This window comes from Paenibacillus sp. FSL R5-0341 (genome assembly GCF_037975235.1).
Taxonomy (GTDB): Bacteria; Bacillota; Bacilli; order Paenibacillales; family Paenibacillaceae; genus Paenibacillus; species Paenibacillus amylolyticus_A.
Genome location: NZ_CP150241.1, coordinates 4,967,216 through 4,993,815 on the forward strand (window position 1 = coordinate 4,967,216; position 26,600 = coordinate 4,993,815).

Consider the following 26,600-nt stretch of genomic DNA (forward strand, 5'->3'; position numbering starts at 1 on the left):
AGATAACGTTTAATATTAAATTTAAACACCACCAAAAGTTCTATTGATAGATTTGAACTTCTTTACCAGCATCATTCTTCAACATATATCCGCCTTTCACAGGATCCAGAGTATGTGATGACCAAAACTTAGTAGGCACTCCTTGCTTCAACATCGCATTTGAATCGTCTGGTAAAGTAATAAACCCTTTTTCTTTCAAATAGCTCACATTAAATAATCGTTGAATTGGAATAGCTATATTATCATTCGCTCTAGCAATAGTTAAAAGATTTGACTTATCAAGTTTTGAAGTAAACATTATCTCAGCGTAGGTGGAGAAGCGACCTCCTTGTGCCCTAGTCAAGTTGTTTGGATCTACAAATAACATGGCGTACATTCCCTTGGGCTTAACCCCTCGAGTATCCACTACTATAAATCTATGGTACCTTACGACCCCCACATTATTTTTCAACGTGTATTCTGTGTTAACTATATCTCCGAAGTTCCCCTTGATATATTTGTAATTTGTTATCGTCGTCAGATTCGTACCCGTCGTGCCGACCTCTCTCATCTCATTCAGGTCACTATACTTCCCGGCATCCGTGTCCTCCACATCCATATAACGCAGCAAAATGGCTGACACTTCTGCACGAGTGGTAGAATCCGCAGGTTTTAATGTGCCATCCTGAAAACCACCGACAATGCCTGTTCCACGAACGAGGGCAAGATACGGAATTTGTTCGGCACGAATGGTGCCCCGGTTCACTTCCGGTGTGGGAAGCAGCGTATCTTTCGTGTCATTAAAAGCATCTTGGAAACTCCCCCCGGACTTCATCAGTCCATTGGCAATCCACTTCATCATCTCGTATCGCGTTAGCTCCGCATTCGGATTGAACCCTTTGGCGTAATCGCCAGCATTAATGAATCCTTGTCCGACCAGCTGGCTAACCGCTGCTTCAGACCAATGACCTTTGAGATCGGCAAAGGGATTCTGCCCCTCTACCTTCTCCAGTCCAGTCGCACGGGCAAGTATGGTCGCATATTCCCCACGCGTGATTTTGCCATTGGGACGAAATGTTCCATCTTGATAACCAGAGATCAAATTCTTTTCATAAGCTTTGGCAATCGTCGCTTGGGCCCAGTGGCCTTTAATATCCTTGAACTTGCTAAGGGCCGTGTCACTTGTTCCAGATGCAGCTATCGCTGTTGAGGTCAGATGTACGGGTCCAACGTTCAATAGAGTTCCTGCCAATACAGCTGTCGTTAACAACCCTACGATCCACACATTCCGTTTTTTCTTCTTCTCATGTCCTTCGATCTGCTTCTTCAATCTACTCACGCTCCTATGTACCTTAGTATGGGGGTGCTTTGCTTAGTCAACCTAGTTACTTCTCTTCACAACCAAAACCTAAATTTGCCATAATAATCAATATTCTACCATGTTGAACTAGGCTTTTGGTATTATTTTTCGTCCATCCCCATCACTTCAAGGCGTGCACCACTCCTTCCATAGACCTACTTCATTCGCTTAAAAAACAAAAAAAGGCTATGAATCCGCAGATTCATAGCCTTATGCTTTAAGGGTGTGTGGTCTTTCTTATAATATTGGAAAATGAACTCACTCATAGAATAAACCATATCATTCCATTTGATCAACCCTTTTTTATTCCATTGAGCTTTATTTTCCGTTTAACTCCTTATAGGATGCTTCGAGTTCAGTGATCAATTGATCACCACCAGCTTTTCTCCAGCTCGCGATTTCCTGCTCCCAACCAGCATCATCGATTTTCCCCATAATGTACTTGGTCTGCGCATCCCAGATCATTTGATCAAGCTCCTGACCACGCTCAGTATAGATCGCCGAAGACAAGGTGAGTGCCGGATTGGCTATGGCATACTGCTCATTCTCACGCGCCATCTTCGTTCCTTTCATGCCAATCGGAACATCGACTAGTTCAGGCACGTTATAGCCTTCTATGCTTAACAGATTATCCCGATATGGCTTCACTTCACGCTGATAAGCGTCAAAATCCTTGAGTTCGGTTTTCCCATCAGCAGTCTTGGTGTAGTGCACATCGAGCAACCCACGGAGCTGCAACGCGCTCAATTCCTCATCCATCAACTGATCCAGGAACGTGAGAACCTGCTTCAATTGTTCCTCATCCGTTACGGACGCCTTCGGGATCACCAGCATTCCATAGTTTCCTGGCTCCCCGGCGATTCGAATACCATCGGTTCCCTGGAATGGAGCCACATCAATCTTCCCATCCGGAGCATTAGGCGTAAGCCGTTGCTGAGAGGACTTTCCGTTCTGAGCCACACCATTCAGCTTCATGCCAACCAGGCCCGAATCCATTTTTTTGTCCGCATCGGAAGGGTCAAGGGCAGGGAAGTCACTATTAATTAATCCCTCGCTGAACAGTCGCTTGAAGAGCTTCATCGTATCCACATATTCGGTGGTCAGGAACTCCGGAGTCAATTTCCCGGCATCGTCCACACCCCATTTGTTAACGCCGCCAATACTTACAGCAATCCGTGTCAGTGGAGAAGAGACACCCTCATTATACTTTTTAAAGAGCAGTGCACCGTACGTATCCTCTTTACCATTTCCGTCAGGGTCATCCTTACGAATAGAGCGCATCACTTCATACCAGTCATCCAGCGTTTTGGGTATATCCAGCTTCAACGTATCAAACCAGTCCTTGCGATATACGATCGCAGTCCGGCCAATATCCCGGAAGTTCGGAATACCGTAGACCTTGCCTTCAATTTTAATATTGTTAAAATAAGCCTCGGATTGGGCAGACAGGTTTTTATAATCCTTCAAGTAAGGCCCCAGTTCCCAGAACAGTCCCGTTTTGGCGGCATTAAACGTTGTCGGTACATAATTCACACGCATAATGGTAGGCATCTCGCCTGAAGCAACCATAACGTTCACTTTATCATCAAAAGCAGACTGAGGAATCCACTGTACATTGACATCCGTATTCGTATATTCCTCAATCTTCTGTTCAATCCCGTTCTCCTTGGCCGGTATATCACCAACCTGCATTAAAGAGATGGAAATGGGAAGTTTACCTTCCTCTGCAGCAGGTGCTTTCTCTCCCCCGCAACCTGCAAGCAGCCCAGCGGACATTGCACCAATAACAACGATTCCGCCTAAACGGGACATTGGACCTTTTGGACTCATGAACCATCTCTCCTTTTGGATAAGGTTATGTACACAGACCACTCCGATGACAGAACAACCTTCAGATCGCTGTTATCCCCAGATTTTTTGATTCCCTTTTAAAAAGGGGAAAATCCGGGGATAAAGGCGAACGCTTCGCTTCCTCAAGTTATTTCTGTCCTCTACGTTCTCATGTACATGTTAGTTGGACTTGTAAAGTTCAATCTCCACCCCTGCCAAAATGAACGGAGCGACCGATTTCGGATCATTGATCCGAATGGATTCAGTCACATAATACTCGTATGACCCGTCACGATACGGGCTTCCTCCGAGACCGGCTCCGCCGTTACACTGCGTCAAGGACAGCACGCCTTCACGATCCGTTTGCAACAAATGCTGCAGCAGACCCTGATACCCTTTTTCAGCAACTGCTTTGAACTTGCCACTCAGATATCCTTTACGCACACCCTTGGCCAATGCATAGACAAACATCGATGTCCCGGAAGCCTCCAGATAGTTCCGCTCACGTCCCGGTTGATCCAGCAGATGTGGCCATAGTCCAGTCTGTTGATCCTGCACATGCACAAGTGCATTTGCTACCCGTTCGAAGATACCCACAATCTGTCCGCGCTGCGGATGATCTACCGGCAGGTAATCCAATGTGTCCACAACCGCCATCACATACCAGCCCATCGCCCGGCTCCAGACATGTGGAGAACATCCCGTCTCCCCCGAACTCCAGCGCTGCTCTTTGCTCTCATCCCAAGCGTGGTACAAGAGACCGCTACGCGGATCACGTGTACGTTGCTCCACCAGCAAGAGCTGCAATGCAGCCTTGTCAAACCACTTCTCTTCCCCTGTCACTGCGCCATACTGCGTCAGATACGGAGTAGCCATGTACAATCCATCCAGCCACATCTGGAAAGGATAAATCTTTTTATGCCAGAATCCACCTTCACTTGTATGTGGCTGTCCTTTGAGCTGAGTCATCAGCAACTCCGCAGCTTTGCGGTACTTATCTTCTCCCGTTTTTTCGTGCAACAGGAACAACGATTTCCCCTGGTTGATCTGATCCAGGTTATATTCCTCGATCGTATAGGAGCGAATCGACCCATCGTCCTGCACGAAATGATCCATCAGCTCACGGATGTAGTCAAAATACTTTTGCTCGCCCGTGTGCGTATACAGCTCCTCCAGCGCTTTCAGCAGACAGCCGTTCTCATAATGCCATTTGGGGTACAGCTCATGATTGCGATAACTTTCCATGAACTGCTGTGCCATGCGCACGGATGTGAATTGCAATGTTTCCTTCATGATCAAGCCTCCGCTTCCGGCTCCTTATTGAGCCTGTTTTTTGTAATCTTCGGCATATTCCTCACGAATCTTGTTTCCACCCGCATTACCCCAATTCTCGATTTCCTTTTCCCAGCCACTTTGATCGATCTTGCCCATAATGTATTTGGTTTGTGCATCGGCAATCACCTGATCCAGATCCGCCCCACGGTCACCATACGTTGGAGAATATAACGTCAGCGCAGGGTTTGGCACAGCGTGCTCCGCCAGTTCCTTGGCAAGTGCCGTACCTTTTTCACCCAGTTCGGTATCCTTCAATTTTGGTACGTTGTATCCTTCAACATAAGGAAGGTTGTCACGATAAGGCTTCACTTCACGCTGGAATGCATCGAAGTCACTCATCTCTACCTGATCTTCGCCCACTTTGGTGTAATGTTTGTCTTCCATACCACGCATCAACAGGGTAGCCATCTCAGGGTCCATCAATTTATCCAGGAAGGAGAGCAGGTTTTTGAGTTCTTCTTCCGATTTCACCGTTGATTTAGGGAATGCCAGAATGCCGGAGTTACCCGTCTGTCCTGCAACACGATCACCGTTCGCTCCAAGCAAACCAGCGATGTCTACTACACCATCCGGATTGTTTTTGGACAGACGCTCTTGCTGACTTTTTCCGTTCTGCGCAACACCAACACGAATACCGACAACACCGGAATCATACTTTTTCTCCGCTTCCGTAGAGTCGAATACGGCAAAGTCCTGGTTCAGCAGTTTCTCATCGTACAAACGTTTCAGCAGATCCAGCACCTGCATATATTCCGGTGTCATAAATTCCGGCGTGAAGCTGCCATCATCTTCGACCTTCCACTTGTTAGGTGCACCAAAGCTTACGCCAAGGCGCGTTGTGAAGGAATATTGGTCCTCATTATATTTTTTGAAAAGCATTAGTCCAAACGTATTATCCTGACCATCTCCATCCGGATCGGAGGTTGCCAGTGTCTTGATCGTTTCATACCATTCATCCGGTGTCGTTGGCACCTTGAGATTCAGCTTCTCGAACCAGTCCTTGCGATAGATCACTGTAGCCCGCGCAATATCGGAGAATACAGGAACCCCATAGATTTTGCCCTCTACCTTGATGTTGTCAAAAAAACGCTCGTTCTGTGCCGACAGATTTTTGTAGTCTTTCAGCAAAGGTCCCACTTCCCAGAACACGTCATTGCGCATCGCGCTGGTTACCGTTGGGTTATATTGCACCTTCACAATTTTCGGCATATCGCTTGAAGCGATCATCACGTTGATTTTGTCATTGTAGGCCGAAGCCGGAATCCATTGGATATCCAGTTTGGTATTGGTATACGCTTCAATCTTTTGCTGAACTTCATTGCCTTTGCTTGGCACATCACCCACCTGTGCAATGGCTATGGACACATTTTGTACGCCGCCCTCGGCAGCCTGACCCTCATCTGATCCGCATCCTGCCAGCAAACCTGTCACCAGTGCCAGTGTGCTCAAGACAGCTACGGCTTTCTTTTTAGTTACTTTCATAACATAAAAACCTCCCTTTTTTTATGCAGTCATAGTGAACTGACTTTGAACCATGTGCCGACTCAACCTTTCACCGAACCCAGCATCACGCCTTTAGCAAAGTGCTTTTGCAGGAATGGATATACCAGCATAATCGGAATCGTAGAGAATACGATAACGGCCATGCGAATGGTAAGTGGCTGGATCTCGGTCTCTTCAATACTTGTGTCTCCGATTCGGCTCTGTGCCAGAATGACAATCTCACGCAGCCAGACTTGGACAGGCCACTTCTCACTATCGTTAATATAGATAACAGCGCTGAAGAAACTGTTCCAGTGGGCCACCGCGTAAAAGAGTGAAAATGTCGCCATCGCTGGCATGGACAACGGCAGTACAATCCGGAACAATACGCTGACATCGTTACATCCATCAATTTTGGCTGCATCCTCAAGTTCGTCCGGAATGGCCTGGAAGAAGTTTTTGAGTACGATCAAGTTGAATGCACTAATAGCGGTAGGCAGCATCAGCGACCACAACGTATCTGTCAGGTGCAAGGATTTCACGACAAAGTATGTTGGAATCATCCCGCCACTGAAGAGCATCGTGAACAATACACCCAGCAATATGGGCTGGCGTCCACGCAAATATCTTCTGGAGAGCGGATACGCCATAAGTGACGTAAACAGCAGGTTAATGAAAGTACCGATCACCGTAATATAGACCGATACACCCAGACTGCGAATCAAGGTATCTGTAGAGAAAATGTAACGGTACGCAGCCAGAGAGAACTCTTTTGGAAAAAGAATGAATCCTCCCTTGGCCACTTCATGCGGACTGGTAAACGAGACAGCCAAAATATAAATGAACGGGATGACCGTCACGATTCCAATCAACAGCAGCAAGCCGTGATTCACAAAATCAAAGATCCGGTTGCCCCACGTTTTATCCTGTTGCATCTTAATGTTCACTCCTGTCTGGTGAAGAACGTCTGCACCCGAGGGTTAGTAGACGCCTTCCTCCCCGAATTTTTTGGCCAGCGTATTGGCACCAAGGACAAGCGCCAGCCCGACAACCGATTTGAACAACCCGACAGCAGCACTATAACTGTACTGTGCCTGGGTAAGACCCTTCGTGTATACGTAGGTATCGAATACCTCGCCCACATCCCGGTTCGTCGGAGTCAGCATCAGGAAGATCTGTTCAAAGCCTGTATCCAGGAAATTGCCCAGACGCAAAATGAGCAAAATGACGATCGTACTGCGAATGGCCGGCAGCGTAATGTGCCAGGTTTGGCGCCAGCGATTGGCACCATCAATCCGTGCAGCTTCATAGAGCTGTGTATCCACACCGGAAAGCGCCGCCAGGAAGATAATCGTGCCCCAACCAACCTCTTTCCAGATGGATTGTCCGACAATCATCGTTCGGAACCATCCGGGTTCAAGCAGGAACGCCACTTTTTGTCCAGTCAGGTTATAGAGCAGTTCATTAATGGCACCGCCCTCGGTTGTGAACAGCATGTAGAATACACCGACAACAACAACCCAGGAAACAAAGTGTGGAACGTAGACGAGCGTTTGTACAAATCGTTTGAACCGTTCACGGCGAACTTCATTCATCATGAGTGCCAGTACAATCGGCAGTGGGAAAAAGAATACAATGTTATAAATGGCAAGCAAAAACGTATTCCGAAATAATGTCCAGAACTGCGGTTCTCCAAAGAAACGCTGGAAATGTTTGAACCCTACCCAGTCACTTCCCAAGATGCCCTTGTAAGGCGTGTAATCCTGAAAAGCCATCGTGATGCCATACATGGGTATGTATTTGAAAATAACAAAGTAAAGCACACCCGGTATTAACATGATATACAGCCACCGGTTTTTGATAATGTCTCTCCACAGCAGGTTTTTGTCACTGCGGGTAGCGGGCCGTGTTCGAGCCGCCGTTTCGGCTTTCATATTGTCTTCCTCCCCACATTGGAAACGATTACAAAATATCACTTCCTGAATTCATGTCTTCATTGTGGAGGATAAACGAATGACTGGCTATCGTCTCGTTTTAGCCTTTTGTTTGCCCTTGTGCAGCAAGGCTTTAGCTCATTTCCATCACAGAATTTAAAGGAGCGATGAACTGCTTTCAACCTCCATATTCCTGTCTTAACTTCATGGAGAAAAGCGTCTTCTTCCTTCATCCGGACATGAAAAAGCCTGCCTGCCATGGCGGGCAGAGCAGGCTTGTTTTATCGCTGCTGCTCCCGGTACTTGCCGGGGGTCGTTCCTGTGATTTTGCGAAATGTACGGATAAATGCGGTTGGATTGGTATAGTTTAATTTCTCGGCAATTTCCGATATTTTAAGATTCGTCGTTTGCAGCCAAGTCTTCGCTTTTTCCATACGATACTCTGCGAGATATTCCGTAAAATTGACTCCTGCTTCCTTCTTGAATACCCGACTTAGGTAGACAGGATGAAAATTAAGCTCAGCGGCACAGGCTTCCAGCGACAATTCACGATCATAACGTTCCTCGATCAAGCGAATCATGCGCCTCGCAATATTCATGTATTGGGATTCTTCCTGCTCTCGCCAGAAACGGATAACGGGCAGGAACAACCGCTTGCGGAACCAATTGGTCATCTCGTCCAATGTGGACAACTTGAGCAAATGTGCCATGGATGCTTTTTCACCCAGCACTTCGGCTACATCTCCGCCTTGCTCCTGCACAAGCTGATATACACGAGACAATAACTGAACCATAATGACGGGGTATTCACTGAAATGAAGCTTCTTGTCTGCAAGCAACCCCAAATATTGCTTAAAGTAGGCGTCCGTCTTCTCTTCATCTCCTTGCTTGAGCGCAGAAGCGAGCTGATCCTCGATCATGCGTAATTGGGTATACAACGCAGCCTCCATCTGACCACGTGGCTGTATATCCTCGTAATGTAAAATAATACGGCTGCCCAGACTCACCCGGCCTTGCAGTGCCTCGCGGCTCTCCTGAACTGCTCTTGGCGTATCTCCAATACAAGTGTAAGAACGACTGATGCCGATACTTACAGGCAGATTCAGATAGGTCACGACACGTTCGCGAATCCAGTCTGCCTGGGTATGCATCCATTCCTTCAGCTTCACCTCATCCGTCAGTTCGGAGGCAAGTACGGTGACCTGAGCATCGTCCAGCATGACGGGGGTGAACCGAACTGCCGAAGGAAGGAGCTCACCTACCATATTGTTGACAGCAAACAGCAGCAGATCGCGATCCTGTTCCTCATATCGGGTCCCTTCCAAGGTATCGATCTGGAGCATGAGTACGCCGAGACTCGCCCACCCTGTCGGAAAATCGTATAATTCTCCCTGATATCTGAAATCCTCTTCCGAGATTTTGCCTGTCAGCAGTTTGGTCATAAAAAACTCCTGGAGGTGCACATGCTGCCCCTTCATCTGCTCACGCATCGTTTTCTCCGAACTGAACAACGTTGACAGCTGCTCCTCGATATAGATAAATTCATCCTGACGCCGCCCTGATGGAGCAACTGGAGCATCCAACCCCTTCGTAAACTGCAGCAATCTGGAGATCGGTGAGTACATCCGCCGACTGCCGTATATGGCGAACAATCCCGTTACACATAACATGACCAGTGTAGCGATACCGGTAACCAATGCAATTTTCTGTGACTGGGCCGTAATCTGTCCAAGAGATACAACGGACACGTATAACCAGCCGTTGAGCGGAGATTGCCTATAGCTAACTGCCACCTGGTTACCTTCCACCTCCGCACTGAAGAAACCCTCTGGCTCTCCCGTCGTCTGGACGATCTCGTGGATTTCTTTATTTAAAGTGTCATATTTCGTACCTTGCTGGGTATCATTCAAAAAATATTTCTGTTCCCGGTCCAGAACGTACAAGTCCCCGGAATTCGGATTGCGACTCAGAAATGTACTAAGCTCCGCGTCAGCAATATCGATGACCAGAAAGCCTTTGGGTTTCACATTCGTCGGTACCATCGGAATCTTGAATACCATGCTCACCACATTATCGGATGATATAAGGGTAGGTGCCTGTTCGGGTGTTAATTCACCCATGCCTGCTGACACAGGTACACTTTCTTTGGCAGAACTCGCATTCTGAGTGACCCAGAACAGACTGTTGGTATAGGTCAGATAGGAGCCAATCCGGTCTCGAATGCTGAAATCATCCAATTTGCCAAAAGAACGCATCGAAACAACCCAATCTTCATCCAGATTAACCAGATAGGCTTGGTCAATGTTCGTAACCGCTTGCAAGTTGTTAAAGCCGGAAGTCAGATCACGAATCTCCTGAAACTCGCTGCTGTCTAGTGGCTTCTTCATCGCTTGTAGTACCAAAGGCGAATTTACATACTGGATGGATGATAATTGCAGGCTGCGCAGAACTTGTTCTACCCGCATTTGGGTCTGATGCAATATCTGAAGATTGCTCTCACGTACCTTCTGCTCAATGTCACGCGATGCAATCGTATACGAGACGGAACCAATAACAATGACTGGAAGGGCTCCGAGAATCAGGGTAAAGCAGAGCAAACGCAGTAAATACTTAGGCAAGAAGAGCATCCTCCTTCTTATAAAATCGCTTTCATTGGATTATTTTACTATTGTTATTTTAAAACCCATTCTTATTCAAGTCCACTCATTTATTCTAAAGGTTGACTTCAAACCAATTTCCAGTTTATATTGGTTGCATATTCCTCAATCAAAGGAGAGATTTTTAATGTCGGTGAATGTTCTTAACTAACCAAGTTTCATATCCAGGAGTTTGGCCTTTCATTGCGCTTGTGCCCATATGGCATACGTGTATTTCATGATGCGCCAGATCCCTGTACTTAGTTAAGAACAGCGGATATCATAAATCGCCTCCGGGATTGTCATTGTCCGGGTCTATTTCCGCGCTGAGTTCAGCGCGGATTTTTTCATATAGACCTGTAGCGGACTCTGCTTTCCCATATATTTAGGGCGGAGAATGACGTTTGTTCATTCTCCGCCCTTTTTGCGTTTTCCAGGAATATGTTTCAGCGTGTCAACTGAAAATTCAATTCAAATCCAAGGAGAGATTACGCATGAATGAGAACACATTAAACAGTTTGGGTTATCCACAAATTCAAAAAAACGTTGCAGACTGCGCCATTTCTTATCTGGGCAAACGTTATGCCAGAGAACTAAAACCGATGGTAGATGCTCACCTGATTCAGCTGCGCCTGGAAGAAACAGCAGAAGCGGCTGCAGTGATTCGTTTTGGCGCCAGTATCCCCCTCCCTTCACTGGACGGAATGGAAACCATTATGGATCTGCTCGGCACCGGTTATCTATTCAGTGAACGCGACTTCAGTCATCTCGCTCAGTTCCTGCGGAGCTGCGCACAACTCATGAAATACATGGAGGGCAAATCAGGGGCCGCTCCCACCGTCAGTCGCTATGCAGCATCCATGATTCTGATCGCACCTTTGCTGAGTGAGATTGAGCGCTGCATCCATAGTGGACGCATTCAGGATCAGGCCAGCAAGGAACTGATTCGAATTCGTAAAAAAATGACTGTGAATGAGGAGCGTATGAAACGAAAGCTCGATTCTCTCGTGAGTAAACATCGATCCATTATGCAGGAGCATGTCGTTAGTCAACGCGGAGGAAGAACAGTTCTGCCCATTAAGAAAGAGTTTCGTAAACAGGTGAAAGGCAGTGTACTGGATGAATCGGGAAGCGGGCAAACCGTATATATTGAACCCATTGAGTTAGTAAGTCTGCAGATGGAATTGGCCGCTCTACAAGCGGAGGAGTCCCGGGAGGAGATGAAAATTCTCGGTGATTTAACCTCCCTGGCCGAATCGTATAACCGTGAAATCGCCCTGAACACCGAAACGGTAGGTGTATTGGACTTCCTATTTGCCAAAGCCAAATATGCCGCCACCATGGACGGACGTACCGTTCGAGTCAATACTCAGGGCCACATCAGCCTTCAACGTGCACGTCATCCATTCATGGGTTCTTCCATGGTTCCCCTTGATTTTGCCATCGGCAGAACGTACTCGTCGCTCGTTATTACTGGCCCGAATACCGGGGGTAAAACGGTCGCACTCAAAACACTTGGTTTGCTAACCCTGATGATGCAATCCGGTCTACTTATCCCAGTGGAGGAAGGTGGTGAGATGGCTGTTTATAACGAGGTAGCGGTTGATATTGGTGACGGGCAGAGTTTGGAACAAGCGCTCAGTACATTCTCCGCACATATTCGCAATATGATTGGCATACTGGAACAGGCCAATCCATCGACGCTGGTGCTCATTGATGAGATGGCTTCTGGCACAGATCCCGGTGAAGGCGTTGGTCTTTCTATCTCCATGCTGGAGGAACTGCATAGCCGCGGAGCAACCGTTGTGGCGACAACACATTTTGGTGAAATCAAACATTTTGCTGCTGCCACCCCAGGATTCGAAAATGCCCGTATGGAATTTGACACCGTTTCTCTCCAGCCGCTGTATCGATTGCGTATCGGAGAAGCTGGTGAGAGCTATGCTTATTCCATCGCATTAAAGCTGGGCATGCCACAGCGTATTATCGAGCGCTCCAAGTCCCTGTCGGATCAAAGTATTTCGAGAGATCGTACATTAGGGTTCACGTCACCTCCTTTGGAAACTAAGGCCCTGCTGCCTGCTCGTTCCGTTACAGTATCAGACGGCCCAGCAGAGTTGTCCAAGTGGGATAAGTGGAAGCAACCAAAAGATTCATTAGGTCTCCACCAAAAAACAACACCAAGAGAGTCAGTTCCCCCTGCTCCTGCCAAAAATTTTCGCAAAGGGGATCGGGTATATGCAGCCTATCTCAATCAGTCGGGCATCGTCTGTGATGGGGAGGATAGCCGTGGAAATATCGGGGTCATGCTCAAGGGACGCAAAGTCAAAATCCATAAGAAACGCCTGACCCTGCATATATCTGCCAATGAGCTTTATCCAGGTGACGATTATGATTTGGATATTGTGCTAGAAACAAAGGAAAATCGAAAGAAGCGTAAATTGATGGGACGCAAACATGTGGAAGGCCTTCAGATCGAATTACCGCCTGAAGAATAGCCGATAGGAGAAACAGATGTAGCGGGATGGAACTCATATGCACAATGAATTCCATGATCACCAGCACATTTCTGTTATACTGGGACCAGTATGTTTAACTTCAGCTCGTAGCTATTCACAGGGAGGGAAGAACCCAATGTCTGCAGAACAAGACAATCAAGAGCACATCCATATCCATGTTCTTGTCTGCCCATTATGCGGGGAAGCTAATCGCTGTTCCTATGCCGCAGGACATCCTCATTCGGAATGCTGGTGTAACCGGGCTACTTTCCCCGAGGGTGTGTTTGACCGCATTCCGCCAGAGCAGCGCCGAAAATCGTGCATATGTCAACGCTGTTTGGATGACTATGCCAATAAACTCCAACAAAAAGAAGAGCCACACAGTTAACAACTGTATGGCTCTTCTTCTATTATGCATTATCTAGACTGTTAGCCTCGCTACCACTGCTCTTACATTTGGTTATACTGGGCAACAGCCTGTTCCAGCACCGGATGATGCTCATCCATGGAAGTATACTGGTGGAGCGCAGCTGCAATCCCCTTCTGACGGATCATGTCCTGCAGTTCAACTGCTTCCGGATCATCGGAGACATCGAACTTGCAGGCTGCGGCCATCCCCATAGCCAGATATGTCGTTTCAGTTCCATCCGCATAGGCCTGAAGGGCCGGGCGAACCAAACGATCATTCGGAGACAACTTGCGTAGCGGGGAACGACCAACACGAGTAACCTCATCGGTGAGATACGGGTTGACGAACCGTCCCAATATTTTGAGAATATACTGCTCATGCTCTACTGGGTTGAATCCAAACCGCCTCACCAGAACTTCTCCGGTTTCCTGCAAAGCACCATATACAATGGATTTCACCTTTTCATCGGCAATAGCCTTCTGAATCGTGTCATACCCATGCATATTACCGATGTACGCAGCAACGCAGTGTCCTGTGTTAACCGTGAACAGCTTCCGTTCGATATACGGCTCCAGATCATCGACATATACGATGCCCTCAATCGGTTTGAATGCGGGAGCCATCTGGGAACGATCTACCACCCACTCGTAAAAAGGCTCCACCTGTACATGCAAAGGGTCTTCATGATGCTGAATAGGCACGATCCGGTCTACGGCCGAATCTGGAAAATAAACGTACTGATCCGCAAGGGAACGTACCTCTTCATTGAGCAGAGCATATACATGCTCTTTCAATTGTGTACTGGCTCCAATGGCGTTCTCGCAAGCAATAATGTGAAGCGGGTTTTGAGCAGGACCGGAACTCAGTCTTTTCTCAAGTCCCTTCGCAATACCTGGTGCAATATGCTTCAGTACGCCCACGCCCACTGCGGTTGTAATCAAATCAGCTTCCACCACGGTTTGGGCAACCGTCTCCAGCTGGGCTCCATCGATTGCATTTACACCTGTGACGGTCTCCTGATCCTTGCTCTCGTTGGCCAGTTCCACCGTATACTGCCCCCGTTGCTGGAGAACTGTTACCAAGGTCTGATTCACGTCGGAGAAAATCACCTCATACCCTGCACGGGAGAGAATTAATCCGATAAACCCGCGTCCAATGTTACCTGCGCCAAAGTGTAGGGCCTTCATAGCTCCATTTCACTTTCCAGAATAGCAATAACTTCTTCGGCAGTTTTAGCCAAACGCAGGGCCTCCATATTCTCATCTTCAGCACAGATCACCGCAATGCTAGTCAGGATCTCCATATGTTCCCCGCCTTGAGCCGCGATACCAATGACCATATACGCCTTTTCTTCGCCAAAATCAACACCCTGTGGATACTGAATGACAGAGATGCCTGTAGATAAAATGAAAGCTTTGGACTCCTTCGTACCGTGCGGGATCGCAAGTCCGTTCCCTACATAGGTCGAGACAATCTCTTCACGTTCAATCATCTTCTCAATATAATCAGCGGTAATATGTCCCGCATCCTTCAGAATCTGTCCTGCCATACGAATCGCTTCGTATTTATCCTGAGCCGTCGCATTCATGATGACTTTATCTGTTGTTAACATACTCATAATGGTTGACCTCCAATTTCTGTTTTACTACGATAAAATCCAACAAGTTCCTGGGAGAGGTAATGAATGAGTTCATCCCTGATACCCTTTTCCAGCAATGTAATCATCTCTTGCTGCAATAACAGAGCGCTGATCTCACTGAGAACCTCCAAGCTTTCCTTGGATAATTCTCTTGGACCGAGCATCAAGAGAATATGGGTAACTCCTGCCGGATCATCCGGCGTACGAAGGAGTGGCTCCGTGAGCTGAAACAGACTGATAGATGGCCTGTAGATCCCCTCACTTCGTGTATGAAAGAGCGCAAGTCTTGTGCCGGGAATCTTCTGACTCCCCACTGCCTCACGTGCCTCCAACCGTTTCGCGATCTCCTCCGGCTCCTTCAATACACCAGATCCATGGAGTACATTGCACATCGCATACACGGTTTTATAGAAACCAATATCTTGATTATCCAGCGGATACACCTGAAACTTGCCAATAATTCGGACGATTTCAATCAGTGTAGCTTCCATTCCGTCAGGGTCCGAGTAACGACTTGTCGTCTGAACCTCTGTTTCACGGGGCTTGTTATGCTGCTGTTGTAACGTTGTGGTTTTAATAAAATGCCGCAGGCGCTCGCTCTCTTCTGCTGTAAGCAGTGGACTCACTTTGTAATACTGATGCTCATCCATCGGCAGATCGACAGTGGATAACACCAGATCATACTGATCTGTAGGTATCCGGGCAGCTTCATACCAGGACACGCTATCCATGATCCGGATCTCAGGAATCTCCTTGGACAATCGGCTGGAAAGCATACGTGATGACCCGATTCCGCTTGTACACACGATGATGGCCCTGATTTCCCGTTTCAGTGCACGTAACCTCTCAATGGAAGCTCCAAAATGCATGACCAGAAAACCAATTTCCTCATCCGGAACGTCTGTGCCTGGCCAAGCTTGCCCCACGGATTTTTTGACATCTTCGAAGAGTAAATCATAATCCTTGCGAATCTGCTGCAATAGCGGATTACGAATCATCTGTTGTCCTTCAATTCGCTCCATGACAGGTTCCATATGTCCAAGTAGACCTTCACGAAGCAAACGATCCTCATGAAAGGCATAATGCGTTCTCGCCTGCATCTGATCAATCAGTGAATGTACCCTGTCCAGTAAAATCAAGTCGTCTATTGGCAACAGCCTGGAAGAGTGAATCCGTTGCTCTGTCTCAACTAATAGTCTGTGAAAATAAGCTTGCTCATCTTCGGAGAATGTCAGCCCCAGCTGGGTGGATAACACACCACACAAGCGGGATGCCATATAAGGTGGAACCTTCATATCATCCTGCTCTGCAACGTCATCCCCCGTTTTCTCTCGTGGAGACATACGGCCAATACCAAAGCCTTTACGAATACGTACAACCGCTACGGACAATTGAATCAGCAGTTTCATGTATTGGCGTTCCGGGATGTTCTCCAGCCATTCGATATCTGGTTGCCATAACGCATTTTCGACCGTAAGCACATCACCGTGTCCGATCATATCCAACAGTTTTTGGTTTACGATGGAGCCCCCTTGTTCAGGCTGTCTTCCGAACAAGTCAGACTCATCCAAAAATTCCAGTGCAAGTGCAGCTATGGCTGTGCGATGAATCGTCTCACTTCCGTTAATCTTGACACCATATCCACGTCTGCGAACCAGCTTCAGTCCCGCTTGACGAATCCGTGATTCCAGATCGTCCAGATCAGTAGTTACGGTAGATACAGTCACTTTCAGATCGGAAGCCAGGGCGAGCAACTTTACAGGCTCCGGTTCATCAAGCAGGATGCAAAGCATGAAGAGCTTACGCTCTTCTGGCGTAAACTCTACGTATTCTTTACCCTCCAATTGCTGGCGCAGTACAGCCAGATCATCGGAACCAGCATCGATTCGGATACCGGTTCCTGATTTTTTTTCCAGCTTCATGCCCAAAGGTTCAAGCCATTGTTCAATCATTTGAAGCTCCCGGTGAACCGTTCGGGTACTGACCTTTACTTCAACGGCGATTTCGCCGGCTGTTACTTCATGTGGATGCTCTAGCAGGAACTCCACGATTTCACGTTGTCTTTTGGTAATACTCATATCTCAGCCTCCGGCTCAGGGAAAACAAATGCGTGCAATTACTTCAGACGTTCAACGAGCGCATCGTATTCCGGGCTTTTTAGGAAGTTGTCGATGGATATATGTTCTGCGTTCGGCGCAACGGAGCGAGCACGATCCGTTAATATTTGTTGTGTGATGACCACATCTGCATCCGGCGGGATGTCACTGATGGCCGTATTGGTCACCGTAACATCAATCCCCTCTGCCTTCATCTTCTTGCGTAGAATGGAAGCGCCCATGGCACTAGATCCCATACCTGCATCACAGGAGAAGACAATCTTCTTCACATCTGTTTTCAATGTAGAAGTAGCCATATCCGCAGTTCTGTCTGCTTCACTTTGGTTAGCGGTAATGCCAGCGTTTGGCACAGTTCCTTGACTCTTCATGTCTTTCATCCGGCTGGATGCGGACTCCAGATCTTCGTCCTTTTGTTTACCCGTTTTCAGCAACAGTGCTGCCACCAGGAAGGAAACGACTGCTGCTACAAGAACCCCTGCGAGCATCGGCAGATATCCACCTTTTGGTGTTAAAAGGAAATAGGCGATAATACTACCCGGTGATGGTGCCGAAACAAGTCCTGCTCCGGTTAGCATGAATGTTAATGTACCTGCAACGCCACCCGCGATTGCTGCAAGAATCAGAATTGGTCTCATCAGAATGTAAGGGAAGTAAATCTCATGAATTCCCCCGAAGAAATGAATGATAACAGCACCTGGTGCAGAAGATTTGGCCATTCCGCGTCCGAAGAAGCAGTAAGCAAGCAAGATACCAAGTCCCGGACCCGGGTTCGATTCAAGCATGTATAATACAGATTGCCCTAATTCTCTCGCTTGATCTGTTGCAATCGGTGTGAGAATCCCGTGGTTGATCGCATTGTTCAGGAACAATACTTTACCCGGTTCAATAATCAGGTTGACCAGCGGTAACAAGCCCAGATTCATTAAGCCTTGTACCCCGGCAGACAATACTTTACTAATCGCTTCTACAGCAGGCCCGATGCCCAGTAGCGCAACGATCCCCAAGATCCCGCCAATGATACCGGCTGAGAAGTTATTAACCAGCATTTCAAATCCGGCTCTAACTTTGCCTTCAATGGATTTATCGAATTTTTTGATAATCCATGCTGCCAGAGGTCCGGCAATCATCGCACCGAGGAACATCGGAATATCACTACCCACGATGACCCCGATGGTCATAATGGCACCCACGACGCCACCACGCTGACCATGCACCATCGTACCCCCGGTGTAACCAATTAACAGCGGCAGCAAATATTTGATCATCGGATCGACTAGCTGTGCAAGCGTCTCGTTAGGGAACCAGCCTGTTGGAATGAACAGAGCCGTAATTAATCCCCAGGCGATGAACGCTCCCATATTCGGCATGACCATACCACTCAGGAATCGGCCAAAACGCTGCACACCTACCCGTAGCCCACCTTTGGAATTGGACGATTGGTCCAAATTACTCATTGTATTATCCTCCTTGGATCAAGTCATTATGTTTATGAAAGGGGTATCATTTCTCCCCTGCTGTAATCCTAAGCGAGAATGCTCTCCTGTTCAATCAAATGAAAGCGTACTTTCGTCATGAACAATGATGACAACATTAGGTTATGTAATCGTTTTAATCTATGCATATTAGCTGAACTCATTGGTACATAAGGCTTTTCTTGCCTATGACTTTTATCATTTCCAAAATAAATTTCTAACCTGTAGCTTGTTCCAATCAGGCGATTCACATCCATAATCTGCTTCAATCTGCATTCAAAACCATCCTCGGAAAACACAAAAAACCTGTGCAAGCCTCAGGCTCACACAGGTCGAAACAATATGAAGCATATCTCATTTTGTTATAAAATATATGTTAATAAGTACAAGTTCGTTCATACTATTCTTCCGTATGTTTACGATACGCGTCTGCATTCATCAATGTAGACAATGCTGCTGTCAGATCTCCCTCAACGCGGATCTCAATCATCCAGCCTTCCTCGTAAGGAGAGCTGTTCACAAGCTCAGGTGAGTCCTGTAACGAATCATTCACCGCAATGATTGAACCAGTGACTGGAGAAAACAAGTCCGACACCGTTTTGACCGATTCGATCGTTCCAATGCTATCTTCTGCTTTTACATTGGATTCAAGGTCAGGCAATTCCACAAACACAATGTCACCCAGCTGATGCTGCGCGAACTCGGTAATGCCAATACGTACAGTATCCTCCCCTACGGTTTGCACCCATTCGTGCTCTTCGCTGTACAGGAAATCACTTTTCAATTCGCTCATCGATATCCGCCTCGCTTTTCATTAATGAGTGCATGCGTTCTTTGACCTTAACCTTTTTCCCAGAACATAGCGTATGATATTTTTGAATCAAATGTCAATATACCTCACAAATTATTTAATAATGGCCTCCTCAAACCGTAACCTGAATACACTCTTTCTACATATACTGGTGAATATTAGAATAGTAAGCGTAGTCTTTTCAAATACACGAACAATAAAATTACAAACTAAATAAATATTCGGTTTTAAATCATTTTCTATGATATCGTTCTTGACATCAGCAGTGGATTCACGTTTTAATGAGAGGAGTAAATGTTTTTTATTGGACTATGTTATACCCGCGGATGAATGTAAAGGGAGAGATTACCCGTGACACCCGATTCGGGATGTGCATGAGGTAACGCCGAAGGAGTAAACCACCGATAAGCGGGGGTGAATCTCTCAGGCAAAAGGACTTTTACGGGACGCAACTCTGGAGAGCATCTATTCGCCCTGTGCGGGCGTTATGATCACCCAAGGGGAAACCTGCTGCACTAATGCGGCGGGGTAACTCTCAGGTACAAGGGACAGAGCCTTAGAATACAGCGTGCTACTTGGCATGCCGGTTCTTTGGCCTGTCCTTTTCCTTTTTCCCAAAAAAACGAAAAACAGGATTCAGATCGGAATCGGCGCTGTCATAGCTGCCTTACCATACTTATCTACCAAAAATCTGTGCTGAAAAATTTAAAAATACTCTGGTTCATTGATCCACGATTGCATATTCGGCCGGTTGACGGCCCATGACGAGGTGATTTGATGTCCGATTTGCTTAGAACACCACTCTTCCCCCTATATCAGCAATATGAAGGCGTACGGTGCATTGATTTTGGAGGATGGGAGCTTCCGGTGCAATTCAGCGGAATCCAGAAAGAACATGAAGCGGTGCGTGAGCGTGCTGGACTGTTCGATGTGTCCCATATGGGCGAATTCACCGTACAGGGTGAGCAGGCTGAAGCGTTTTTGCAACAAATGACGACCAATGATGTGACCACGCTGGTTCCCGGTCAAGCCCAGTACACCCTGATGTGTTACCCAGATGGCGGTGTGGTGGATGATCTGCTCGTGTATAAGCTGGAAGATCAGCATTATATGCTCGTCGTTAACGCCTCCAATATCGATAAGGATTGGGCATGGCTGCAAGAGCACCTGATCCCTGGCGTAAGCATGACCAACGATTCGGAGCAGACAGCGCTGCTCGCCCTGCAAGGTCCGCTGGCTGTAGATATTATCGGAAAAGTTACAGATACGGATGTATCCACGATTGAACCGTTTCGTTTTGTGCAGGACGCCGAAGTCTGTGGAATTAAATTGCTGTTGTCCCGTACCGGTTATACCGGTGAAGATGGCTTTGAACTATATGTTCCTGCGGACCAGGCCGCTGCGGTGTGGAATGGATTAATGCAAGCTGGTGAAGGTTACGGACTCGTACCAACCGGACTTGGGGCCCGGGATACGCTGCGCTTTGAAGCGAGGCTCCCCCTGTATGGACAGGAATTGTCGGCAACCATCTCTCCGCTCGAAGCTGGCGTTGGCATGTTTGTGAAGCTGAATGCCGGACCTTTTATCGGATACGAAGCCTTGTTACAGCAAAAAACTGACGGGCCTGCCCGTAAACTGGTCGGCATCGAAGTGCTGGAGCGCGGCATTCCCCGGCCCCACTATCCGATTTACGCCGAAGGCGTACAGATTGGTGAAGTGACAACAGGCACGCAATCACCTACATTGAAGCGTAATCTGGGGCTTGCCCTCATCGACAGTAAATACGCTGCGCTGGGAACACCCCTTGAGATTGAGATCCGTGGCAAGAAACTAAAAGCCGAGGTCGTGAAGACCCCTTTTCATAAACGGACACGCACGTCAAAGACACCTACCCAAGGAGCTGATCAAGCATGAGCAAGCACCGTTACATTCCCATGACCGAGCAAGATCAGAGCGCCATGCTCGCAACCATCGGTGTGGATACGCTGGAGGATCTGTTCCAGGACATTCCAAAAGAGATTCGTTATCAGGGCGAGCTGCCCGTATCCTCCAAACTCGATGAATATGCACTGACACGTCACATGTCCAAACAAGCTGGAGCCAACGCCAATTTTGAAACACACGCCAGCTTCCTCGGCGCAGGTATATACGATCATCATGTTCCTTCCGTCATCAATCATGTCATTTCCCGTTCCGAGTTCTACACTGCCTACACACCTTATCAGCCTGAGATCAGCCAAGGTGAACTACAGGCGATTTTCGAATTTCAATCCTATATCTGTGAATTAACCGGTATGGCTGTAGCCAATGCCAGCATGTATGACGGCGCAACTGCCTTTGCGGAAGCAGGAAACTTGGCGGCAGCAGCAACGCGTCGCAAACAGCTCATCGTATCCCGTACCGTTCATCCGGAAGCGCGTCAGGTATTGCAGGCATATGCGCACGGACTCCGTCTGGAGATTGTCGAGATTGGTTATAAGGATGGCGTCACTGACTGGCATGCCCTGCAAGCTGCCATATCGGACGATACCGCAGCGGTCATGATCCAGAGCCCGAACTTCTTTGGTGCCGTGGAAAATGTGAAGCAAGCCGCTGACCTCGTGCATGCGCACAAGGGTCTGCTTGTTGTAAGTGCTAACCCGCTATCGCTGGGTCTGCTGGAAGCCCCAGGCAAGCTGGGTGCCGACATCGTTGTTGGCGATGCGCAGCCCCTCGGTATCGCCGCTTCACTCGGCGGCCCGACATGCGGATATTTCGCCGTATCCCAGCCTCATATGCGCCGAATTCCTGGCCGAATCGTAGGTCAGACCACCGATCGCAACGGCAAACGTGGTTTTGTACTCACGCTGCAGGCGCGTGAACAGCACATCCGTCGCGAAAAGGCGACGTCCAACATCTGTTCCAACCAGGCTTTGCTTGCGCTCAGCGCATCTGTATATATGTCCATCATGGGTAAACAAGGCATGATCGATGTCGCGGATCTGAATCTGCAAAAGAGTCATTACACCCTGAATACATTAACTGCGATTTCCGGCGTTAGCCTGACGTTTAATGCACCAACATTTAATGAGTTTGTGATTAAGCTTCCTCAAGGAACCGATGTGGATGCCCTTCAACTGAAACTGTTGGATGCAGGCTTTATCGGTGGCTATGAACTCGGACGTGATTATCCCGAGCTTGCCGGACATATGCTGATTGCTGTTACAGAACGACGCAGTAAGGAAGAGATTGACGAATTCGCACGAGCATTGGAGGGATCGCTGTGACTCAGGAAACGACGACGACAACATCGGTACAAGGACAAACGGAAACAGGTACCTCTGTCTCCACTTCGGCTCAACCTGAGACGGATACAACATTCAGTGCACAGACCTTATCTCCTGCTCCAGAACAATCATTGATTTTTGAACTCAGCAGCCCTGGACGTGTCGCTTATTCCTTGCCAGAATGTGACGTTCCTCGCCAGTCTGCCGATACGTTGATTCCCCGGGAAATGCTCCGTTCGGAAGCAGCGGCACTGCCGGAAGTGTTCGAGGTAGATGTTATCAGGCACTATACTGCGCTGTCCCGTCGCAACTTCGGTGTAGATAACGGATTTTATCCACTGGGCTCTTGTACGATGAAATACAATCCAAAGATTAATGAGGATGTAGCCCGTTACAATGGATTCGCCAAAATCCATCCGTACCAACATGAATCCAGCATTCAAGGTGCACTTGAACTGTTATATACGTTGCAAAACGACCTTGCAGGTCTGACAGGTATGGACGCTGTGACCCTGCAACCGGCCGCTGGTGCCCATGGTGAATGGACTGGACTCATGATGATTCGTGCCTACCACGAAGGTCGTGGTGAACAACGTACCAAAGTCATCGTGCCCGATTCTTCTCATGGTACCAACCCGGCAAGTGCAACCGTTGCAGGATTTGAGACTGTGACAATTCCGTCCCGTGCAGACGGACTGGTCGATCTGGACGCACTCCGTGCAGCCGTCGGTTCGGATACAGCAGCATTGATGCTGACGAACCCGAATACACTTGGTTTGTTCGAGAAAGACATTCAGGAGATTGCATCCATCGTGCATCAGGCTGGTGGCTTGTTGTATTACGATGGAGCCAACTCGAATGCCATTATGGGCATTACCCGTCCGGGTGATATGGGCTTTGACGTGGTGCATCTGAACTTGCACAAAACGATGAGTACGCCTCACGGCGGTGGTGGACCCGGTGCCGGACCAGTCGGCGTGAAGAGTCGTCTGATTCCGTTCCTGCCTAAACCGATGGTCATTAAGAACGAACAGGGCGTATATGCACTGGACCGTGAAGGAGATCAATCCATTGGTCGAGTGAAAGCCTACTACGGCAACTTTGGTATTTTGGTACGCGCCTATGCCTACATTCGCACCTATGGACCGGAAGGTTTACGCCGTGTATCTGAGTGTGCGGTACTGAATGCCAACTATATGATGGCCCGCCTCGCACCTTACTACGAGATTCCATATCCAGGTGTATGTAAACATGAATTCGTCATGTCTGGTCGGGGACTGAAGCAGTATGGTGTACGTACACTGGACGTTGCCAAACGATTGCTTGATTTTGGATATCACCCGCCTACGGTGTACTTCCCGCTCAATGTGGAGGAATGCATCATGATCGAACCGACAGAGACCGAAAGCAAAGAAACGCTGGATGGGTTCATTGATACGATGATACGGATTGCCAAAGAAGCGGAAGAGACACCTGAATTGGTCCTGAACGCACCTTACGGTACACCGGTTACTCGTCTTGATGAGACGACCGCGGCCCGCAAACCTGTACTGAACTGCGCTTGCAGTTAAGCACTAAGTGAATTACTAATCCATGCTCTTGCTGATGTTAACTACATCAGCAAGAGCATTTTTTTGGCTAGACATTACAGAACCTTTCTCCTTGAACTCCCCTTCTAATCCCTATACATTCGAGCAACAAAAAAAGCCAGTACCCGCTGTAACAGCGGATACTGGCAAAATCGCTGCATCAATGCAGCTCATTATCGGAAAAAGAAAAACCTCAAATCCGGAGGAAACCCCGGCAAAATTACGCTTTAATGCTTTGAACCAATTCAACGACTTGTTCAGCCGTTTGCATATCCAGAGCTTTAGCAGCCAGTTCCTGCATATCCGCACGGGACAGCTTGGTGATCTGACTACGAGCAGGCAGAATGGAAGTTGCGCTCATGCTGAACTCATCCAATCCAAGACCGAGCAGCAATGGAATTGCTGTTTCGTCTCCCGCCATCTCACCACACATGCCAACCCATTTGCCTTCACGATGCGCTGCATCGATAACCATTTTAACCAAACGCAAAATGGCTGGGTTGTAAGGTTGGTACAGATATGCCACTCGTTCGTTCATACGGTCAGCAGCCATTGTGTATTGAATCAGATCGTTCGTTCCGATACTGAAGAAATCCACTTCTTTGGCAAACTGATCCGCCAGAACTGCAGTCGAAGGAATTTCGACCATGATTCCGAGTTGAATGCTGTCAGAAACAGCAATACCTTCAGCAACCAGCTTCTCTTTCTCTTCGAGCAAGACAGCTTTTGCTTCACGGAATTCACCGAGTGTTGCGATCATTGGGAACATGACACGCAGGTTTCCATGTACGCTTGCACGCAGCAATGCACGCAATTGTGTACGGAAGATATCCAGACGGTCCAGACACAGACGAACTGCGCGGAAGCCGAGGAATGGATTCATTTCTTTTGGCAGATCCAGGTATGGAAGCTCTTTGTCTCCACCGATGTCGAGTGTACGAACAACGACAGGTTTGCCTTCCATTTTTTCCAGTACCGCTTTGTAAGCATTATACTGAATGTCTTCGGAAGGAAGCTTGTCTCTGCCCATGTACAGGAACTCGGTACGGTACAGGCCTACAGCCTCGCCACCGTTCTCCAGAACACCTGTTACATCATTCGGTGTACCGATGTTGGCTGCAAGTTCAACATGAACGTTGTCCACCGTTACCGTTGGCTCATCACGAAGTTTTCTCCACTCTGCACGTTGTGCATCATACTGTTCCTGTTTGGCACGGTATTCAGCAATAACTTCATCAGTAGGGTTAACCAGTACGTGACCATCCAGACCGTCAACAATAATCATATCGCCTTGTTTCGCTTGAGCCAGGATGTCCTTGGTTCCAACAACAGCCGGAATTTCAAGAGAGCGAGCCATGATCGCCGAGTGAGAAGTACGTCCACCAATGTTGGTTGCAAAACCTTTAACAAATTGGCGGTTCAATTGAGCCGTGTCGGAAGGCGTCAGATCCTCCGCAAGCACGATTACTTCTTCATTGATCTCAGCCGGACTCATGAAGTCGATACCAAGCAAGTGATTTAGCACACGTTTGGTAACGTCACGCATATCTGCTGCACGTTCCTGCAGGTATGCACTCTTCATGTTCTCGAACATGGAGATAAATTGCGATGCCGTTTCGTTCAAAGCAAATTCTGCATTGATCATGTCATCTGCAATTCTAGCTTTAACCGGATCAATCAGTTCCGGGTCATTCAGAATGAGCAAATGCGAAGCAAAAATCTCAGCTTTTTTCTCGCCAAGCTCTTGTAAAGTACGCTCTTTGATCGCCTCAAGCTCAGCCTGGGATTTACCCAGAGCTGAGTCGAGTTTCGCGATCTCTGCGTCAACGTCGTTAATTTGGCGTTTTTCTACAGAGTAGTCAGGATGCTCCAAGATAAACGCCTTGGCGATAGCAATACCCGCCGAAGCCGCGATCCCGGAGACATTAAGCATTAATTTCGCCCAACCCTTCGTTAACCATAACGTCAGTCAAAGCTTGAAGAGCTTCAGCTTCGCCTTCACCTTCAACGATGATGCTGATAGTGTCGCCTTGTTCCAATCCGAGGGAAAGAACGCCCAGGATGGATTTCAACGTTACTTTTTTACCGTTAGCTTCTGCAAAGGATTCTGCACCTTTGAATTTGTTAGCTGTATTAACCAGGGCTGTCGCCGGACGTGCGTGGATACCATCTTCGTCTGTAATTCTGAATGTTTGTTGCATTACAATCATCTCACTTTCAGTAATTTGGTTTAGGCATTGCAT

The 26,600-nt window shown here is 47.8% G+C and carries 19 protein-coding genes and 1 riboswitch; of the genes, 5 read left to right on the top strand and 14 right to left on the bottom strand.

The window, feature by feature from the left end; all coding sequences use genetic code 11:
- Positions 1 to 40: 40 nt before the first annotated feature.
- The 7 genes from MKX75_RS22295 to MKX75_RS22325 form a co-directional block, all read right to left on the bottom strand.
- A complete protein-coding gene (locus MKX75_RS22295; RefSeq protein WP_339166877.1) occupies positions 41 to 1,309 on the bottom strand; it encodes an S-layer homology domain-containing protein in 1,269 nt (422 codons plus the stop codon).
- A 348-nt stretch (positions 1,310 to 1,657) separates the two neighbouring features.
- Complete coding sequence (locus MKX75_RS22300; RefSeq protein WP_339166878.1) at positions 1,658 to 3,169, bottom strand: extracellular solute-binding protein; 1,512 nt, start codon at positions 3,167 to 3,169, stop codon at positions 1,658 to 1,660.
- A gap of 180 nt (positions 3,170 to 3,349) precedes the next feature.
- Positions 3,350 to 4,462 (bottom strand): glycoside hydrolase family 88 protein, encoded by a 1,113-nt coding sequence (locus tag MKX75_RS22305; protein ID WP_339166879.1) that lies wholly within the window; start codon positions 4,460 to 4,462, stop codon positions 3,350 to 3,352.
- A 24-nt stretch (positions 4,463 to 4,486) separates the two neighbouring features.
- A complete protein-coding gene (locus MKX75_RS22310; protein ID WP_145150128.1) occupies positions 4,487 to 5,986 on the bottom strand; it encodes an extracellular solute-binding protein in 1,500 nt (499 codons plus the stop codon).
- Between the two features lie 62 nt (positions 5,987 to 6,048).
- Complete coding sequence (locus MKX75_RS22315) at positions 6,049 to 6,921, bottom strand: carbohydrate ABC transporter permease (RefSeq protein ID WP_062835838.1); 873 nt, start codon at positions 6,919 to 6,921, stop codon at positions 6,049 to 6,051.
- Between the two features lie 45 nt (positions 6,922 to 6,966).
- Positions 6,967 to 7,920, bottom strand: coding sequence for a sugar ABC transporter permease (locus tag MKX75_RS22320; RefSeq protein ID WP_017686861.1), 954 nt, complete (start codon positions 7,918 to 7,920; stop codon positions 6,967 to 6,969).
- Positions 7,921 to 8,201: 281 nt separating this feature from the next.
- Complete coding sequence (locus tag MKX75_RS22325; RefSeq protein ID WP_339166881.1) at positions 8,202 to 10,538, bottom strand: helix-turn-helix domain-containing protein; 2,337 nt, start codon at positions 10,536 to 10,538, stop codon at positions 8,202 to 8,204.
- A 512-nt stretch (positions 10,539 to 11,050) separates the two neighbouring features.
- Between MKX75_RS22325 and MKX75_RS22330 the strand changes: the two genes are divergently transcribed.
- Complete coding sequence (locus tag MKX75_RS22330; protein ID WP_339166883.1) at positions 11,051 to 13,054, top strand: DNA mismatch repair protein MutS; 2,004 nt, start codon at positions 11,051 to 11,053, stop codon at positions 13,052 to 13,054.
- Between the two features lie 136 nt (positions 13,055 to 13,190).
- A complete protein-coding gene (locus MKX75_RS22335; protein ID WP_339166884.1) occupies positions 13,191 to 13,442 on the top strand; it encodes a cysteine-rich CWC family protein in 252 nt (83 codons plus the stop codon).
- 62 nt (positions 13,443 to 13,504) lie between these two features.
- Here the strand turns inward: MKX75_RS22335 and MKX75_RS22340 are convergent, their stop codons facing one another.
- From MKX75_RS22340 to gcvH, 5 genes are all read right to left on the bottom strand, one after another.
- A complete protein-coding gene (locus MKX75_RS22340) occupies positions 13,505 to 14,650 on the bottom strand; it encodes a mannitol-1-phosphate 5-dehydrogenase (RefSeq protein WP_339166885.1) in 1,146 nt (381 codons plus the stop codon).
- Positions 14,647 to 15,081 (bottom strand): PTS sugar transporter subunit IIA, encoded by a 435-nt coding sequence (locus MKX75_RS22345; RefSeq protein ID WP_017686856.1) that lies wholly within the window; start codon positions 15,079 to 15,081, stop codon positions 14,647 to 14,649. The genes MKX75_RS22340 and MKX75_RS22345 overlap by 4 nt, the downstream gene beginning before the upstream one ends.
- Positions 15,078 to 17,180 (bottom strand): BglG family transcription antiterminator, encoded by a 2,103-nt coding sequence (locus tag MKX75_RS22350; protein WP_339166886.1) that lies wholly within the window; start codon positions 17,178 to 17,180, stop codon positions 15,078 to 15,080. The genes MKX75_RS22345 and MKX75_RS22350 overlap by 4 nt, the downstream gene beginning before the upstream one ends.
- 38 nt (positions 17,181 to 17,218) lie before the next feature.
- A complete protein-coding gene (locus MKX75_RS22355) occupies positions 17,219 to 18,673 on the bottom strand; it encodes a PTS mannitol transporter subunit IICB (protein ID WP_339166887.1) in 1,455 nt (484 codons plus the stop codon).
- 418 nt (positions 18,674 to 19,091) lie between these two features.
- Positions 19,092 to 19,484, bottom strand: coding sequence for a glycine cleavage system protein GcvH (gene gcvH / locus MKX75_RS22360; protein WP_145150142.1), 393 nt, complete (start codon positions 19,482 to 19,484; stop codon positions 19,092 to 19,094).
- Positions 19,485 to 19,828: 344 nt separating this feature from the next.
- Positions 19,829 to 19,951: riboswitch (glycine riboswitch) on the top strand.
- Between the two features lie 328 nt (positions 19,952 to 20,279).
- Here gcvH and gcvT point away from each other — a divergent pair.
- From gcvT to gcvPB, 3 genes are all read left to right on the top strand, one after another.
- Complete coding sequence (gcvT, locus tag MKX75_RS22365; protein WP_339166889.1) at positions 20,280 to 21,416, top strand: glycine cleavage system aminomethyltransferase GcvT; 1,137 nt, start codon at positions 20,280 to 20,282, stop codon at positions 21,414 to 21,416.
- The gene (gcvPA, locus tag MKX75_RS22370) at positions 21,413 to 22,768 is read left to right on the top strand and encodes an aminomethyl-transferring glycine dehydrogenase subunit GcvPA (RefSeq protein ID WP_339166891.1); all 1,356 of its coding nucleotides are present in this window, start codon (positions 21,413 to 21,415) and stop codon (positions 22,766 to 22,768) included. Before gcvT ends, gcvPA begins: the two co-directional genes overlap by 4 nt.
- A gap of 131 nt (positions 22,769 to 22,899) precedes the next feature.
- On the top strand, positions 22,900 to 24,339 hold the full coding sequence (gene gcvPB / locus MKX75_RS22375; protein ID WP_339170562.1) for an aminomethyl-transferring glycine dehydrogenase subunit GcvPB: 1,440 nt from the start codon (positions 22,900 to 22,902) through the stop codon (positions 24,337 to 24,339).
- A gap of 238 nt (positions 24,340 to 24,577) precedes the next feature.
- Here gcvPB and ptsP read toward each other — a convergent pair whose 3' ends face one another.
- Positions 24,578 to 26,290: a phosphoenolpyruvate--protein phosphotransferase gene (gene ptsP, locus MKX75_RS22380; RefSeq protein ID WP_036617013.1), complete on the bottom strand. Its 1,713-nt coding sequence runs from the start codon at positions 26,288 to 26,290 to the stop codon at positions 24,578 to 24,580.
- Positions 26,283 to 26,558, bottom strand: coding sequence for an HPr family phosphocarrier protein (locus MKX75_RS22385; RefSeq protein WP_036617010.1), 276 nt, complete (start codon positions 26,556 to 26,558; stop codon positions 26,283 to 26,285). The genes ptsP and MKX75_RS22385 overlap by 8 nt, the downstream gene beginning before the upstream one ends.
- Positions 26,559 to 26,600 lie beyond the last annotated feature (42 nt).

What these genes read in the sequence shown, in the direction of transcription:
- MKX75_RS22300 (WP_339166878.1), bottom strand. Translation starts at nt 3,169, where the DNA reads ATGAGTCCAAAAGGTCCAATGTCCCGTTTAGGCGGAATCGTTGTTATT.
- MKX75_RS22305 (WP_339166879.1), bottom strand. Translation starts at nt 4,462, where the DNA reads ATGAAGGAAACATTGCAATTCACATCCGTGCGCATGGCACAGCAGTTC.
- MKX75_RS22310 (WP_145150128.1), bottom strand. Translation starts at nt 5,986, where the DNA reads ATGAAAGTAACTAAAAAGAAAGCCGTAGCTGTCTTGAGCACACTGGCA.
- MKX75_RS22315 (WP_062835838.1), bottom strand. Translation starts at nt 6,921, where the DNA reads ATGCAACAGGATAAAACGTGGGGCAACCGGATCTTTGATTTTGTGAAT.
- MKX75_RS22320 (WP_017686861.1), bottom strand. Translation starts at nt 7,920, where the DNA reads ATGAAAGCCGAAACGGCGGCTCGAACACGGCCCGCTACCCGCAGTGAC.
- MKX75_RS22330 (WP_339166883.1), top strand. Translation starts at nt 11,051, where the DNA reads ATGAATGAGAACACATTAAACAGTTTGGGTTATCCACAAATTCAAAAA.
- MKX75_RS22335 (WP_339166884.1), top strand. Translation starts at nt 13,191, where the DNA reads ATGTCTGCAGAACAAGACAATCAAGAGCACATCCATATCCATGTTCTT.
- MKX75_RS22340 (WP_339166885.1), bottom strand. Translation starts at nt 14,650, where the DNA reads ATGAAGGCCCTACACTTTGGCGCAGGTAACATTGGACGCGGGTTTATC.
- MKX75_RS22345 (WP_017686856.1), bottom strand. Translation starts at nt 15,081, where the DNA reads ATGAGTATGTTAACAACAGATAAAGTCATCATGAATGCGACGGCTCAG.
- MKX75_RS22350 (WP_339166886.1), bottom strand. Translation starts at nt 17,180, where the DNA reads ATGAGTATTACCAAAAGACAACGTGAAATCGTGGAGTTCCTGCTAGAG.
- MKX75_RS22355 (WP_339166887.1), bottom strand. Translation starts at nt 18,673, where the DNA reads ATGAGTAATTTGGACCAATCGTCCAATTCCAAAGGTGGGCTACGGGTA.
- gcvH (WP_145150142.1), bottom strand. Translation starts at nt 19,484, where the DNA reads ATGAGCGAATTGAAAAGTGATTTCCTGTACAGCGAAGAGCACGAATGG.
- gcvT (WP_339166889.1), top strand. Translation starts at nt 20,280, where the DNA reads ATGTCCGATTTGCTTAGAACACCACTCTTCCCCCTATATCAGCAATAT.
- gcvPA (WP_339166891.1), top strand. Translation starts at nt 21,413, where the DNA reads ATGAGCAAGCACCGTTACATTCCCATGACCGAGCAAGATCAGAGCGCC.
- ptsP (WP_036617013.1), bottom strand. Translation starts at nt 26,290, where the DNA reads ATGCTTAATGTCTCCGGGATCGCGGCTTCGGCGGGTATTGCTATCGCC.
- MKX75_RS22385 (WP_036617010.1), bottom strand. Translation starts at nt 26,558, where the DNA reads ATGCAACAAACATTCAGAATTACAGACGAAGATGGTATCCACGCACGT.